Genomic DNA, 14,838 nt, shown 5'->3' with positions numbered 1-14,838 from the left:
GTGGCGATCAGCCGCCGCAGCCGCCGATTGTCACTTTTACGGTCGCGGACGCTTTGGCAAAGCTGCCATCTGCCATCTTCGCCACGGCAATGACATCCTGCGTTCCGGCAAGACGAATACGGGTTGATGCGGCTTGTTCAGCAGCCAACGGACCGAAATTGAAAGTTGCAACGCCCGGTTCGGGGTTACCTGCAGCCACGATCAGAATTGCAGCTGCGCCCGGAGCACTGACTTCGATTGGTACGGTATTGCCGTTTTCTGCGATTTCCGGTGCAGTCAATGTAACACCGCCGTCAGCCACATCTGCGCCGCCTGTAAATGCCGCGATGGCATCTTCAGCAGCTGCATTTGCGCGTAGCGGCATAATTGTCAGGAACGCGGCGCCCAGCCCAAGGGCCAGTGTCTCGCGGCGAGAGAGTTCCATTTTCAATCTCCTTTGAAACTTCGAAAATTCACGCATCAATGCGCGACTATTCCCCTTTCAGGGTCGCAAGAAACGCGACCACGTCCTCGATTTCCTGCGCTGTCAGGATCGACGTCAAAGGCGCGGTTGGAGCTTTTCCGGTATAGGCGTCACCCGGGCGGATATAGCCGTCATCCTTGTAGAAAGCTGGCATCACCGTGCCTTCAAATGTCATCTTTGCGTTTGCGACCAACCCTCGAAGCTCTGCTTCGGTCCAACGATCACCGGCACCATCCAGCATCGGGCCGACTTCACCGTGGAACGGGATGTCTGCTAAAACCGTGACCGCGTGGCACGCGACGCAGTTGCCTTTTGACTTGTCACCAACGATGAGCGCGCCATTAGCCGCGTCGCCAGCAGCACCGGTCAACGAAGCCTCAATGGCACCATAGTCGTCATAGGTTACGTCCTGCGGATCTGTATCTGCCGCATATGCAGCAACGCCCGTCAATGCGCAGACCAATGTTAAGAGTCTCAGCTTCATGATCCCTCCCATTTGCTAACGCGCCGACGGCGCCTTGCGACCCAAAGCCTCTGTGTACCGTAGTCGACGAGTACCGCTTGTCGCAACATTAAATTCATAATAATGAATTTTTTTATTTATAACGGCAGCGCTCAATCTTGAGAAATATTGTTTCGCTCTTGAATGCGCCGCGCATGATACCGTTGGAAATCTTCACCGTTATCAAGCTCATATCGCTTTTCATCGACCCAGGTGAAAAGGTCTAAGGTTGTTCCCTTTGAGAACGCTCCGGGCATAACAGCGACCGCAGCATCGATGGCTGTCGCGCCCTCCGGCACCTCTTCCGGCAGAAAAACAAGCGTCGGGGTAAACAGAATCCCCCATTTTCGCATCAGCGCTCTTTGCTCATTTTCTTCCCCGTCAAAGTCGGTAGCGGTGGTGCTGCCATGCAGATCCAGTTGGACGACAAAGAAATTCTCTTCGATGAACGCTGCAAGGTCAGGCTGGGGGAACACCTCTTCATGCATTTTTTTGCAGTAGATGCAGCCTTGTTGCTCAATAAATAAAACCAACCGCTTGTCCTCGCTTGAGGCCTCTTCAAGATCCTCGCGGAGGTCTTTGAACGTGTCGCGCATCCACGGTGTTTTATGCAAACCGTCGTCGCCCAGCTCAGCGGCGGAAACTGTCCCGCCGATCAGACACGCGATCAATACTGACAAAACTCGTTTCATGTCTTCCTCCCGGATTATCCAATGGCTGCGAGCCAAGGCATATGGTCGAGCATCCATTGTGCGATGTAGTTGATGGAATTGGTTGCGATGAGGATGCCGAAGAGCACCAGAAAGCCACCCATGGCCTTTTCGATGAGGGGCAAGTGCTTTCTGAACTGCGCCATCCATTGCATGAAAGGGCGGACCAGAAAGGCCGCCAGAACAAACGGTGCGGTCATTCCAACCCCGTAGACGAATAGAAGTACCGCTCCACGCCAAGACGTCTCGGTTCCGGCCGCTGTAAACAGGATCGCAGCGAGCACTGGCCCAACACAGGGGGTCCAGCCAAAAGCAAATGCTAATCCAAGAACATATGCCCCAACAAGGCTTACATTTGATGTCTCACCGACGTCCGCACGAAATTGGCGATACAGGAACCCAATGCGAATGAACCCCAGGAAATGCAGCCCCATCGCAAGGATGATCGCCGCTGCAATCCAGCGCAGGATGTCGAAATACTCTCGGACCAGCTGCCCGAAGATCGAAGCTGTCGCCCCTAGCGTCATGAAGATCGTTATGATCCCAGCAGCAAATGCTATCGCAGAAAGCGTTGCCCTGCGACGAACGCCGGCGGAAAGTGTTGAGCCCGCAGATATCTGATCAATCCCGACGCCTGCCAGATAGCTAAGATAAAACGGCACGATAGGTAGGATGCAGGGCGACAGGAAAGACAACAGTCCTGCGACCAAAGCTCCTGCAAATGTAATGTCGAGCATGGTCAAACCTGTCCTGGCGCGCTATCATTCACATATTCAAAATAATAAAGATATGTCGCTGCGGTCAATCGGAGCTTAAGATGCGCCACCTACTTCTGCCTTTACTTGCAATCACGTTGCTCGTTTCTCCGGTGATTTCACGGGCAGAAATGACGCTTCTGATGGCCGAAGAAGATGGATGTATGTGGTGCGCACGTTGGGACACCGAAATCTCGGAGATCTATCCCAAGACATCCGAAGGACATGCGGCGCCACTTCAACGCATCGATATCCACGCAGCTATGCCTGAAGGCATCGTGTTGGAGCGGCCTCTCTACTACACGCCGACCTTTGTTCTGCTGGACAATGGTCAAGAGGTTGGACGGATCGAAGGCTATCCCGGCGAAGACTTTTTCTGGGGGTTGCTGGGCGTTTTGCTGCGTGACGCTGGGGTTACGATTGAGACCTCTGGATAAAACGTGGCCAATAAAATAAACTGTTTCGAATGCGTGAAGCTATGAAAGCGAGGCGATCTTGTTGGACAAATCTTCGAAACTGCCTGTGTTCTCCAAGGACATGTGCGCCGAAGACCTGGACAGAATGATGGAAAATGCTCAGACGGCGTCAAATTTCCTCAAGGCAATCAGCCATGAAGGGCGCTTGATGATCTTGTGCTACCTGTCTTCGGGTGAAAAATCTGTCACGCAGATGGAAGAAATGCTCTCGGCACGCCAGGCCGCCGTGTCTCAGCAACTATCTCGCTTACGCTTCGAGGGCTTGGTCAAAACGCGACGCGAGGGGAAAACGATCTATTACAGATTGGCGGATGATCGATCGACACAGATTCTGGAAGTCGTCTACGATCTATTCTGCAGGGAAAAGTAGAAGCCGCCAAAAATACCCGCCAGCTTTGGGAGGAGACTGGCAATGTTTGAAGCATTGGGAGACGCCAACACCGTCGCCCTGATCGGTTTGATCGGTGGCATTGTGTTGGGCTTGGCCGCACGCATAGGCCGTTTTTGCACGCTGGGTGCAATCGAAGACTACCTCTACGCAGATGATGACCGGCGGCTGCGCATGTGGGCAATTGCGATCGGCGTAGCAATTGTCGGCAGCCACTTGGCTATGGCTTTAGGATGGCTGGACCCTGTTGGAACAAGGTACCTTGCACAGACCTGGAACCCAATTGGGTCGATCGTAGGTGGCCTCATGTTCGGATACGGAATGGCCATCAGCGGAAATTGCGGCTATGGCGCGCTGGCAAGGCTTGGGGGCGGCGACCTTCGATCATTCGTCATAGTATTGATCATGGGTCTATCTGCTTACGTTGTCATGTCCGGGCCCCTGGCCTATTTGCGCGTTTGGGTCTTCCCCGAGGAGATGGGTCTTAGTGGCCCCCAAAGCATCAGCTTCCTTGCCGAACAACTGACCTCTATCCCTGCTTGGCTCATTGGCTCCGTTTTTGGCGTTGCATTGGTGATTTTCGCCTTGGCAAACCAGCGCTTCCGCCGAACTCCCGCACAGGTGTTCTGGGGATCTGTAGTTGGACTGGCGATCGTATCAGGGTGGCTCGGCACGAATTGGGTTGCGACGCACGGTTTCGATGGTGAGCCGGTTCAAACCCATACCTTCGCTGCGCCTCTCGGCGACACAATATTCTACCTTATGACGGCCTCCGGAAACACTTTGTCCTTTGCGGTCGGATCAGTCTCCGGCGTTCTCATTGGCGCATTCTTGGGGTCCTGGTCCAAAGGTCATTTCCGATGGGAAGCATGCGAGGATCCACGTGAACTCAAGCGTCAAATGCTCGGCGCAGCGATTATGGGGCCAGGCGCGATCATCGCAGTAGGTTGCAGCGTCGGGCAAGGTATATCTGCCTTCTCACTTTTGGCCTACAGCGCGCCCGTAACATTCGCTGCCATCTTCGCCGGCGCGGCGATTGGGTTGAAACAACTCGTGTCTGGGCTGTCCTTCATAGCTGAGCGTTGACGTCACAGTTCAAACTAGAAATCACGTGTGGAGGACGGTTTCAGTAGTTCGCTCTTGTTGAGAAACCGATCGCTTTTGAAGGCAAATAGTCCGCAAACCATGCCCGTTAGCAGTTCGAAAAGTCAGATGACCATCGCGGTGCAAGCCGCCGGTGTCTAAACGACAGACCCGCAACTTCCGGTTTACGCCTCAAAACCTTCCCGTTTGTTTTGCCCATCGCTGCGGTGTGGTTCACCATAGGAGGCATCCGCTGCCTTTGAGAGTTGGCATTGAATCCGAATGATCGGATCGTGAAATCTTTCACACGTGGAGCAAGGCTAACCACGAGAACGAATATGAGCTCGCGTCGATCTTGCTAAAGGTGATCCGTTTGACAGGCCCAACAATCCATTGATTATGTGCGCATGACCAAAGCTCAAAGACCGCCAAAGCCAAAACCAATTCCTTACACCCCGGAGCCGGACCGCTATGAGCGGATGGTGTATCGTCGATGTGGGCGATCCGGATTAAAGCTTCCGGTTGTCAGCCTAGGGCTGTGGCATAATTTCGGTGCGGACTCGACGCACGAAAACAAGCGTGCCATGTGTCGAACCGCGTTTGATCATGGGATCACTCACTTTGATCTGGCGAACAACTACGGTCCACCACCCGGTTCAGCCGAAGAGGCATTTGGCGAGATCCTCAAAACGGATTTCGCGGGTTACAGGGATGAGCTGATTATTTCCTCCAAAGCAGGCTACGACATGTGGCCGGGACCCTATGGGGAATGGGGGTCACGCAAGTACATGATTGCGTCCTGTGACCAATCACTCGCGCGCATGGGGCTTGATTACATGGACATCTTTTATTCCCACCGCTTTGACCCCGACACCCCGCTCGAAGAGACGATGGGCGCGTTGGATCATATCGTACGATCGGGCCGCGCGCTCTACGCAGGTATCTCTAGCTACAACTCCCAACGCACGCGCGAGGCGGTGAAAATTCTCAACGACCTTGGGACACCTTGTCTGATTCACCAGCCTTCTTACAATCTGCTCAATCGGTGGGTGGAGCGAGACGGTTTGCTCGATACCCTAGACGACCTTGGGGTAGGATCGATTGCATTCACGCCGCTGGCACAAGGCATTCTGACGTCCAAATATCTGACCGATATTCCGAGTGGCAGCCGTGCCACGCAAGGGAAGTCATTGCTTGATGGCATGATCAACGCGCGGTCGCTGGCAAGTGTCCGGGCGTTAAATGATATGGCCCAGGCACGTGGGCAGACTCTGGCGCAAATGGCGCTGGCCTGGGTACTCAGAGGTGGACGGGTGACGACCGCTCTGATTGGTGCGTCCCGGCCGGAACAGATCATAGATTGCGCAGGCGTCGTTGATAATCTCGACTTCAGTGCTGACGAGCTCAAAAAGATCGATGAAATCAGTTCGGAAGAAGATATCAATTTGTGGGCGCGGTCGTCAGAAACAGAATGACCATAATTTGAACGTACGCAGAACCCTGGTTCTTTGAGGCTTACGATCTTTGGCGGATTGAACGTTTTTAGTTCGGCCTACCTGCTAACATGAGCCATCGGCCTAATATGTTCATTGGCCAAAGAACCACTCTTCTGCAATTTGACCCTCCCAAACCACCAATCGCTGAAGCAGCATGAATTGATGGAGAGTGAAGTCAAAACGTTTGTACAGAAATCACCACTCGGATCAAAAAGAGGGCCGTTATCGCTAGTCTGTTGACAGACAAGCAGCATGCTAAAAAATATTGATCTAGTCATGTTGCATGAACATTTGAAGATGAAGCCTCTTTGGAATGGGATTTCAGGTCTAACTAAAACGCTAGGGCTACGCTTCTTTTTTTTAGTAGTAGTTCTAAGCGTAACTTCATGCATTCGACCTCCAGAACTCGTAGGCGTCGAAAATCCCCAATATCCTGCGTCAGATGTAGTTGAGGCCAAACGCCAGACAGTCTTTATTGCCACAACGCGACAGGCGTCCGGAGCAGAGGGTGTTTTTTATTCGGGCGACCGCAGCGATACACTTGGACTAGCTTCGGTGGTAGTCACCATTCCGCCAATTCACAAAGTTGGAAAAATAGAAAGAACCAACGCTCTCCCCCCCAACCCTTCGAAGCATTTCACTATCATCGACCCAAAGGTTTATGCATCGGAAAACGCTTTTGTTTCGGGCATTGACAAACAACTTCTTGCACTTGGTACTTCGGAGCGAAACGTCCTATTTTTTGTTCACGGCTACAATACGACCCTAAGTGACGCCATTCTTAGATTGGCACAATTTGTTGAGGATACCGAGTACGATGGGGTTCCGGTGTTAATGTCTTGGGCTTCTGCGGCAGAAACCCTCAAGTATGTTTACGATATCAACAGTGCGCTTGCTGCTAGATCGGACTTCTTGAAAGCTGGTGAAATAGTTACGCGATCAAAAGCTCAGCAATTCGATATTCTTGCATTCTCAATGGGAGCGTTTCTTACAATGGAAGCAATCTCGCAAGCGGAGTTGGCCGGAGAATTCAATCCTCGAAAAAGAGTGCGAAACATTATTTTAGCGGCGCCGGATATAGACTTGGCCGTTTTTGAGAACCAGCTTTCCAAAATAAAACACGACAATCAAAAGATCTTTGTTCTCGTGTCGTCAGACGATAAGATTCTAAACTTCTCAAAATTCGTTTCTGGTGGAGTAGATCGCGTTGGCGCAACAGATGCAGCGGAACTCGCGAAGTCCGGAGTAACCGTTATCGATCTAAGCCAAGTAAGAGATTCCAAGAGCACCAGCCACTCAAAATTCGCTGCTTCGCCAGAAGTCGTTCGAATATCTGGTGAAGCAATCCGGACAAGCAAACGTTCCAGTAGACGATCGACTGTAGAACTTCAGGATCTGATCGGAGACGCTTCTGTGGAAATCGTGGGCACACGATAGTCTGATCGTTTTCCCCTATGTTTTAAGTCTTCTTCGATTAGAAATGTAAACGGCGGCTTTGTACGCAATGCTGTCATTGGCGCCAAGCGCAGCGAATGCCTGTTTACGCCCGCACTCGACGTTGGGGTGCAGCTAGGTGGGAAATTTTAAGCGAAGTCTAGGGCATTCCTTTTGCAAGATTGCGTTAGTGTCAGTCATGGCTACTACCAAAGCTAACAACGCTTGCCATAGTACGTTCTCGAACGATTTTGCGTAATCCTAAAAGTTCTGTAGGTACGCGCATAACGCTGCATTCCTATCATTGAGTTTATTCAGAAATATCTGGGTGTCGTCGCCCATAATTTTGCACAGCAATTGCGCATAAGTTTGCACGATTTGCTCATAAGTATGCACTGTTCACCATACGCGCTCCATTGTCGATTGACTTAGCGTAGCTCGATCAACTTGAACGCATCAGAACTCAATCTAAAGTGCATTTTTTGCTGGAATAATTCAACCCAAGACCGAACAACGCACCTCAATTGCAAGGTTGTGGTAGATGCCTTTCAACGTAGTGCGGCCAGGTCGGCCTTCTCGCAGGCAGCCAACTAGTACTTTGGCGACACAAAAAGATTGTAGGGACGCGCATTTCCAAACTTTCTTCAGAGGCAGATCAGCTAGCGCTCCAATCTGTCACAGCCAACAAGTTGGATTGCTAGCTGATCTGAGCAAGAGAACGCCGAAAAAGCCGTAGGCTCATTAGTAACAAAGCAATTCCCAACAACGTCATCCAAACGAATTCCGGCCAGACAATCTCAATACCAGCGCCTTTGAAAACAATAGCCTGACTTGCTGACATGTAATGGCGTGACGGCAGAACCAAAGTACCTGCCTGCAACCACGCCGGCTGACCTTCAATTGGGGTCTCTCCACCAGACAGCATTAGCATTGGCAACACAATCAACATGACCAGAAGCGCGAACTGCGCCATAGAGCGCGCAATGGTTGCCAGAAACACCCCAAGCGCCGTCGCAGTAAAAAGAAACAACGCCGTGCCAACCAAAAACAACATCTTGGATCCAGCGATACTAATGCCCAGAGAACCCTGCATCACAAAGGTTAGTGAAAGACCAGCCGCTGCCAAAACCACTGCTGCATTCGCCCAAATTTTAGCAATAGCAATGTCAAATGGAGTAAGCGGCATGGCAAGGAGATGTTCAATAGTCCCGTGCTCTCGCTCTCTGATCATCGCAGCTCCGGTCAATATAGTTGTGAGCCACATGATCTGGCCTATCAAAGAAACGATACCAGCAAAACGTACAGTATCTCTATTTGGGTTGAAGGCGCTTCTAAGAATGACACTGATCGACGGAGCATCTACTAGATCGATACCAATTGCATAGCGATGTATTTCAGCGCTCAGGATACTGGTGATGTAGTTTGCGCCAATACCGGCCTGTTCCATAGCGGTTGCGTCAATAAGAACTTGAATCTCCGGACTGCGCCCTGCGCGCAGATCCTTTTCGAATCCGGGGGGCACAGCCACAACGAAAATAAAGCGCCCAGCATCCATGTACGCAGGTCCTTTTCCGGGTTCGATTTGGACGACTGGTTGGAACTCTGGTGGGAAAAACGCTGTAGCAAGTGCTCGAGATAGTGGCGAGTCGTCTTCATCTGCAAACGCAATCGAGGCGTTGTTTACAGAACTTGCCACTCCCGTTGCTTCCATGATCGGGGCCAGCGTGAAAGACCAAACCAACAATGCCATCATCACCCAATCACGGCGCAGGCTCATCACTTCCTTCAAGCCTAGCCAGAATATGCAGTAGAAGCGCTGCATTCACTTCTCCTGCGCCCGAAGACATACGGCTGCGATCAGTGTCAGAACTGGTCCGAAGCAGGCGAGGGCCAGAATGTCCGGCGCAAGGGCCTCCCAACCCAAACCTTTAGTGAAGGCACCAACGTTTAGGTGTAGGAAATATGAGGAAGGCCAAAGTGAGCCCACCACTTGTGCGCCTCCTTCAAGCGTTGAAACAGGTTGCAACAGACCTGAGAACTGGATTGTTGGGACAACTGAGGCGATGGCAGTTGCAAATGTGGCGGCCACCTGACTGGATGTCATTGTAGCGATCAACAACCCGTAGGATGTTGTTGCCCAAACGTAAAGAAGGGCACCAACAGCCAAAGGGAAAGGATTTCCTTTTAACGGCACCCCGAAAAGAAAAACGGTCATTCCGGCCAAAAGCAGAAAATTTGCGTAGGCGATCAAAATGTACGGAATTTGTTTGCCAATTAGAAATTCAAGCCGCGTGGTTGGTGTCACGTAGAAATTGACAACTGACCCCAGCTCTCGTTCCCTTGCTACGCTTACGGCAGTCAAAACAGCTGGCAGCATAATCAATAGGATAGCAGGCATTGCCGGAGCCATCGCGGCGATGCTTTCAAAGCTTTGATTGTAGCGAAACCGGGGTTCGATCCTGGCGATATCTATCTGGCTTTTGCCGTTGTTAACGGCAAATTCCGCGAGAAATGATTGGTGCAGTCCGGAAACATAGCCTTCAACCGTCTCACCCTTAAATGGGATAGCACCGTCTACAGTCGCAAGTATCTGGGTCGGTTCACCCGTACTCATCTTTCGGTCAAAGTCAGGTGGTAACTCAACAACCAGAGAGACCTCACCTGCCACTAGACGGTCGCGCCCTTCGCTGGCGCTTTGCAGCGGCGATGTGGCTTTAAAGTAGGACGATCCGGCGAATTCAGCCGAATAAGCACGACTCTCCGGCCCCTGAGAAAGGTCAAGTACAGCGAATTCAAGCTCATCGATATCCAGCGTAATTCCAAAGCAAAAAACCAACATTAGGATAGCAGAACCCAGAAACGCGAAAGCCAGACGCACCGGGTCGCGAGCTACTTCAACGGTTTCGCGCCGCGCATATGCCAATATACGAGAAAACGCTCCTCCCCCGGCGTGGGATTTGGTTCTAAAACCCACCTTTGGCGCGACAACAGAGACTGGTTTTTCTGCTGCTTCCAATATCGAAATGAAGGCGTCTTCAAGGTTTTCCGCCTTTTCAACAGCGATCAGGTCAGCCGGAGTACCTTCGGCTAGAACTCTACCAGCATGCATAAAAGAAACGCGATCACAGCGTTCCGCCTCACCCATGAAATGAGTGGAAACAAAGATTGTAACCGACTCATTTCGAGAGAGCTCAATCAGCAAGTCCCAGAAGGAATCGCGTGCCTCTGGATCCACACCTGATGTTGGTTCGTCGAGTATTAGCACTCGCGGACGGTGGATCACTGCTACGGCTAGCGACAGTCGCTGTTTGATCCCTAAGGGCAGTGCCGTCGCCAACGTATGCCGGTGCTCCCCAAGCCCAAAGCGCTCAGTGAGTTCCGAAACACGTTGTTCTCGGTCGGCAATTGCAAATATCCGCGCGTGCAATTGTAGGTTCTGATGGACCGACAACTCGCCATACAAGGAAAAGGCCTGGCTCATGTAGCCTATTTCACGCCTCATTTTTCGGTCATATGCATCGACAGGGTTGCCAAACAGCAGAGCTTCACCTGAGCTGGAAGGTAACAAGCCAGTCAACATCTTCATTGTCGTGGACTTGCCGCAACCGTTTGATCCTAGAAACCCGAATATCTCTCCGCGATTGATTGTGAAGTCGACGTTGTCTACGGCCGTGAAATCACCAAAGCGTCGTGTAAGTCCACGCGCAACTATCACTGGGCTAGATTCTATCTGTTCATTCTTCTCTTTTTTCCCCGCCGGTTCGACGGGCAACTTCCGTGCTCTCAGACGCCGATATGCTACTTCGAGGTCGACATCGCTCCCTTTAAATTCAGCGGGCTTCCCCTGAAAGATGACTTGACCCGCGTCCATCGCGACAATCCGGTCAAAACCGTCGGCTTCTTCCATGTACGCCGTCGACACTAACACCGACAGTTCAGGGTTTTTTTCTCGGATTGCGTCAATCAAAGCCCAGAACTGCCGACGCGACAACGGGTCGACCCCGGTCGTTGGCTCATCCAAAACCAATAGTTTGGGGTCATGGATTAAAGCACAGCAAAGACCTAGTTTTTGCTTCATCCCACCCGAGAGCTTGCCCATCAGACGGTCTTCAAACTGCGCAAGCCCTGTCGCAGCCAATAGCGCTGCGATACGTTCGTCCCGCTCTGAATGCCCTTGAGCAAAGAGACCTGAGAAGAACTCGAGGTTCTCGCGTACAGACAGCTCCGGATACAGGTTTCGACCCAGCCCTTGCGGCATGAAAGCGATGGCTGGGCAAATGCTGTGTCGATGGCGAGAATTGCCAATCGGGCCGCCTAAAACGTCGATATTGCCGGATTGCAGTTTCTTTGCGCCGGTGATCAAACCAAGCAGTGTAGACTTTCCCACCCCATCCGGCCCGACAAAGCCAACAAGCTGGCCGCCTGGCAGTTCCAACGAAACAGAATCCAGTGCAACATGCTTGCGATAACGGTGCGTAACACCTGAAATGTGAATATCGCAGGCGTCATCCTCTACTCTCATTCGAACAACTCTTCTGGGATGCGTTGTTCAAGCGCCTCAGGCCAAGCAGCGGCTGGGTTTAGCCGGATCACCGCGACACCGCGCAGACCGGTTTTGACGTGCTCAATCCGACTTTCAACCAAGTCTATTGGGATACGGACGCGAACGCGAAAAACCAGTTGCTCTCGCTCATCCAGGGTTTCGACCTGTTTGGGGGTGAATTGTGCCTCGGGAGAAACAAAGCTCACGTATGCAGGTATCGCATATTCCGGCAAAGCGTCGAGCACGATGCGAGCCTCAGCTCCAATGGGCAAAAGTCCAGCTTCACGCGCCGGAAGAAAAACTTCCATGTAAACATTCTCAAGGCCAAGAATAGTCAGGATTGGTTCGCCCGCACCAACCACCTCTCCGGGTTCTGCAAGCCGGTAAAGCACGCGTCCGGGCAAAGGTGCCACTAGAGCGCTGTCTTCAATCTGTGCCTCAATCCTGCGCACTTCCGCCTCAGCGGCAGCAATACGGCTTTCTGCCGTTGCAACTCGGGCTTTGGCGGCGCCCAATACTGCTGTAGCGACCTTATGAGTGGTATCGCGATCTTCAAAAATAGTTTTGGAGATGTTTTGTCCTGCCAGCAACGCCGTGGCACGATCAAGCTCTTGCTCAGCCCTGCGCTGTTCGCTTTGGCGTTGCACTACGAGCGCTTCTGCTTCGGCCTTTGTTTGATTTGCCAAGGCTACTTCGGCTCTAGCCCGATCCAGGGCGGCAGATAGCTCATCTATGTCCATTTCGGCCAGGATTTGACCGGTTGCGACCATACTGCCTTCTGTTGCCGTTACCTTCGCAACCCGACCTGCACTAGTTGGTGCTATTTCGACTTGTTCCGCTTCAACCCGCCCGTTTCCTTGCACAAATCCGACCGGCAATTCATCGCCATCCTCGGCAACAACGACATACAGCAACGCACCAGCAATTACTAAACCAGCCAAAATAAGAAAAACCGATAGGTTTTTGGTCATAGCGTTTCACCTGAAACAGGGTTTCTGGCACAGAGTTTAGTGTCTCAAAAGACTCAAAGCCTTGTTTTGGATCAAAACCGATCCGGGCACCTCAGTTCCAAGCAATTGTTTAGATGAACACTGGTTTGGGTGTTGCAGGCTCTTTCGCGGTAGGTCGGAAGAAGTAGACTTGAAGCGTTTGTGTTATCAGTTTGGTATTGAAACGGGTTGTTCTAACGCGCAATTGCGGTCGTCGCCAACCTGCTACGCAATACAGCGAAAGGAAGAATTATGACCAAAACACTGAGAGCTTGTTTGTCTTTGTGGTTGGTTGCAATCGCTCCTGCGTATGCGCAAGAACCTCCTCGTCTTGTTTTGCAGCTGACCGTTGACGCGTTTCGGGGCGATCTGCCGACACGCTACTTTGAGAAACTTGGGGAGGGTGGCCTCAAGTATTTACTAGAAAACGGTGTACACTATCTGGACGCCCATCATTGCCATGCCAATACAGAGACGGTTGTCGGACACGCCACATTGGCGACCGGGGCAACACCGGCAGTGCACGGGATGATCGGAAACATCTGGTTTGACAGAACTTTGGACCGCGTTGTCTACAACGTTGAAGACAGCACCGCTGCGCTTCTTGGAGATGGCGCTGGCGTCAATGACGATATTGAAATTGACCCAACACAGGCGGCAGCTGGCACAGATGGCCGGTCACCACGCGCTATGCTTGTTACGACGCTTTCGGACGAGTTAAGCGCTTCCACTGCTGGTGCGGCCAAGGTCTTTGGAGTTTCAATCAAAGATCGTGGGGCTATTACAATGGCGGGACAAAGCGGCAAAGCCTTCTGGTTCTCAAAAGCCGCAAATCGTTTTGTCACAAGCTCCTATTACTACGACAAATACCCGGATTGGGTTTCCGCATGGAATGACGCATCGCCGAGCGCCTCCTTTGAAGGAACCTCTTGGGAGTTGATGCACCCAAAGGAAACCTATCTCTTTGGCGACCGCGACAACCAACCATGGGAGACGGATGTCGCCGGGTTCGGCATAACCTTTCCTCATCGCTATTCCTCGACGCAAAATGGGTTTGACCCGCTAGAAAATCCCTACTTTACGACCTTTTTAACACTTAGTCCCGCTGGCGACGATCTGACGGCGAAATTTGCCAAACGATTGATTGATGCCGAGGATATCGGGCAAGATGCGGTAACGGATTATCTGGCGATTAGCTTCTCGTCCGTGGATTACGTCAACCATGTGTTTGGCCCCTCCAGTCTTGAAGCCGAGGACACGATATACCGCCTCGATCAGACTCTCATGAATCTATTCGCGTTTATCGACGAACGGATTGGGCTGGAAAACGTTTTGATCGTTCTATCGGCGGACCACGGCACCACCGATGCGCCGGGCTATTTGGAGAGTGTTGGTATCCGAACTGGCCTTGTTGCTCCGGACACCTGGGACCCGACGGAACAGATAGCCAAGCTTAAGGAGCGGTTTGGGATCACCGGGAAATTGCTTGAAGGTTATAATCACCCCTATCTCAATATCGCCCCCGAAGTATTGGCTCGCAGTGATATTGATTTACCCACGCTGGAGTCAGCTATTGCAGAAGAGCTTCTATCCTTTCCCGATGTGGCATTCGCCGTCCCCAGTACGGCTATCGAAGCAAACCTCCTACCCGATACCGACATCATGCGCTTGGTCCGCAACAACTACCACCCCACCCGATCCGGGAACATATACGTAGTCTTCAAACCCGGCTGGTTCATCGCAGACTTCGATGGTCTGTCCGTCACATCCACCCACGGGTCACCGTGGCGCGGTGACACACATGTGCCGATTATCTTTGCTGGAACGAACTTAAAACCGCAACGAGTCGCACGCCGTGTTTGCACGACTGCTCTCGCATCCACACTGTCTGCATTATTGAGCACGGCACGTCCTAATGGTGCGAGCGGTGAAGTGTTACAAGAAGTCTTGGATTAGACCGCTGTGAAGCGCGAGTCCTGATATTGAAGCAAGCTAGGCA

General features: G+C 52.0%; 13 protein-coding genes. 6 read left to right on the top strand and 7 right to left on the bottom strand.

Translation table 11 applies throughout. The annotated features are described in order from the left end of the window. Positions 1 to 7: 7 nt before the first annotated feature. The 4 genes from soxY to ACR0I8_RS05380 all read right to left on the bottom strand — a co-directional run bounded on the left by soxY (position 8) and on the right by ACR0I8_RS05380 (position 2,412). Positions 8 to 424 carry a thiosulfate oxidation carrier protein SoxY gene (gene soxY, locus ACR0I8_RS05395; protein WP_058275041.1) on the bottom strand — a complete coding sequence of 139 codons (417 nt, stop codon included), beginning with the start codon at positions 422 to 424 and terminating at the stop codon, positions 8 to 10. A gap of 46 nt (positions 425 to 470) precedes the next feature. Continuing rightward, a complete protein-coding gene (gene soxX / locus ACR0I8_RS05390) occupies positions 471 to 947 on the bottom strand; it encodes a sulfur oxidation c-type cytochrome SoxX (protein ID WP_170689356.1) in 477 nt (158 codons plus the stop codon). A 131-nt stretch (positions 948 to 1,078) separates the two neighbouring features. Next, positions 1,079 to 1,657: a SoxW family protein gene (locus ACR0I8_RS05385; RefSeq protein WP_170689357.1), complete on the bottom strand. Its 579-nt coding sequence runs from the start codon at positions 1,655 to 1,657 to the stop codon at positions 1,079 to 1,081. A gap of 14 nt (positions 1,658 to 1,671) precedes the next feature. Then, positions 1,672 to 2,412, bottom strand: coding sequence for a cytochrome c biogenesis protein CcdA (locus ACR0I8_RS05380; RefSeq protein ID WP_170689358.1), 741 nt, complete (start codon positions 2,410 to 2,412; stop codon positions 1,672 to 1,674). 80 nt (positions 2,413 to 2,492) lie between these two features. On the opposite strand from ACR0I8_RS05380, the gene ACR0I8_RS05375 reads away from it, so the two are divergent. The 5 genes from ACR0I8_RS05375 to ACR0I8_RS05355 all read left to right on the top strand — a co-directional run bounded on the left by ACR0I8_RS05375 (position 2,493) and on the right by ACR0I8_RS05355 (position 7,310). After that, positions 2,493 to 2,867: a thioredoxin domain-containing protein gene (locus ACR0I8_RS05375; protein WP_170689359.1), complete on the top strand. Its 375-nt coding sequence runs from the start codon at positions 2,493 to 2,495 to the stop codon at positions 2,865 to 2,867. Between the two features lie 100 nt (positions 2,868 to 2,967). After that, positions 2,968 to 3,276 (top strand): ArsR/SmtB family transcription factor, encoded by a 309-nt coding sequence (locus tag ACR0I8_RS05370; RefSeq protein ID WP_170380040.1) that lies wholly within the window; start codon positions 2,968 to 2,970, stop codon positions 3,274 to 3,276. A gap of 42 nt (positions 3,277 to 3,318) precedes the next feature. Further along, positions 3,319 to 4,380 (top strand): YeeE/YedE family protein, encoded by a 1,062-nt coding sequence (locus ACR0I8_RS05365; protein WP_170689360.1) that lies wholly within the window; start codon positions 3,319 to 3,321, stop codon positions 4,378 to 4,380. Between the two features lie 440 nt (positions 4,381 to 4,820). Beyond that, positions 4,821 to 5,852, top strand: coding sequence for an L-glyceraldehyde 3-phosphate reductase (mgrA, locus tag ACR0I8_RS05360; RefSeq protein ID WP_480702862.1), 1,032 nt, complete (start codon positions 4,821 to 4,823; stop codon positions 5,850 to 5,852). A 273-nt stretch (positions 5,853 to 6,125) separates the two neighbouring features. After that, positions 6,126 to 7,310, top strand: coding sequence for an alpha/beta hydrolase (locus tag ACR0I8_RS05355; RefSeq protein ID WP_170689362.1), 1,185 nt, complete (start codon positions 6,126 to 6,128; stop codon positions 7,308 to 7,310). A gap of 694 nt (positions 7,311 to 8,004) precedes the next feature. Here ACR0I8_RS05355 and ACR0I8_RS05350 read toward each other — a convergent pair. Genes ACR0I8_RS05350 through ACR0I8_RS05340 form a run of 3 tightly spaced genes read right to left on the bottom strand, consistent with a single transcriptional unit; the run spans position 8,005 to position 12,821 of the window. Continuing rightward, positions 8,005 to 9,129: an ABC transporter permease gene (locus ACR0I8_RS05350; RefSeq protein WP_170689363.1), complete on the bottom strand. Its 1,125-nt coding sequence runs from the start codon at positions 9,127 to 9,129 to the stop codon at positions 8,005 to 8,007. Then, positions 9,130 to 11,829 (bottom strand): ribosome-associated ATPase/putative transporter RbbA, encoded by a 2,700-nt coding sequence (rbbA, locus tag ACR0I8_RS05345; protein WP_170689364.1) that lies wholly within the window; start codon positions 11,827 to 11,829, stop codon positions 9,130 to 9,132. Continuing rightward, positions 11,826 to 12,821 carry an HlyD family secretion protein gene (locus ACR0I8_RS05340; RefSeq protein ID WP_170689365.1) on the bottom strand — a complete coding sequence of 332 codons (996 nt, stop codon included), beginning with the start codon at positions 12,819 to 12,821 and terminating at the stop codon, positions 11,826 to 11,828. The genes rbbA and ACR0I8_RS05340 overlap by 4 nt, the downstream gene beginning before the upstream one ends. Before the next feature lie 270 nt (positions 12,822 to 13,091). Here ACR0I8_RS05340 and ACR0I8_RS05335 point away from each other — a divergent pair, with 270 nt between their 5' ends. Beyond that, positions 13,092 to 14,795 carry an alkaline phosphatase family protein gene (locus ACR0I8_RS05335; protein ID WP_170689366.1) on the top strand — a complete coding sequence of 568 codons (1,704 nt, stop codon included), beginning with the start codon at positions 13,092 to 13,094 and terminating at the stop codon, positions 14,793 to 14,795. The last annotated feature ends 43 nt before the right edge of the window (positions 14,796 to 14,838 follow it).

It is taken from the genome of Ruegeria sp. BG9 (genome assembly GCF_056538305.1).
This window is presented reverse-complemented; position numbering and strand designations above follow the sequence as displayed.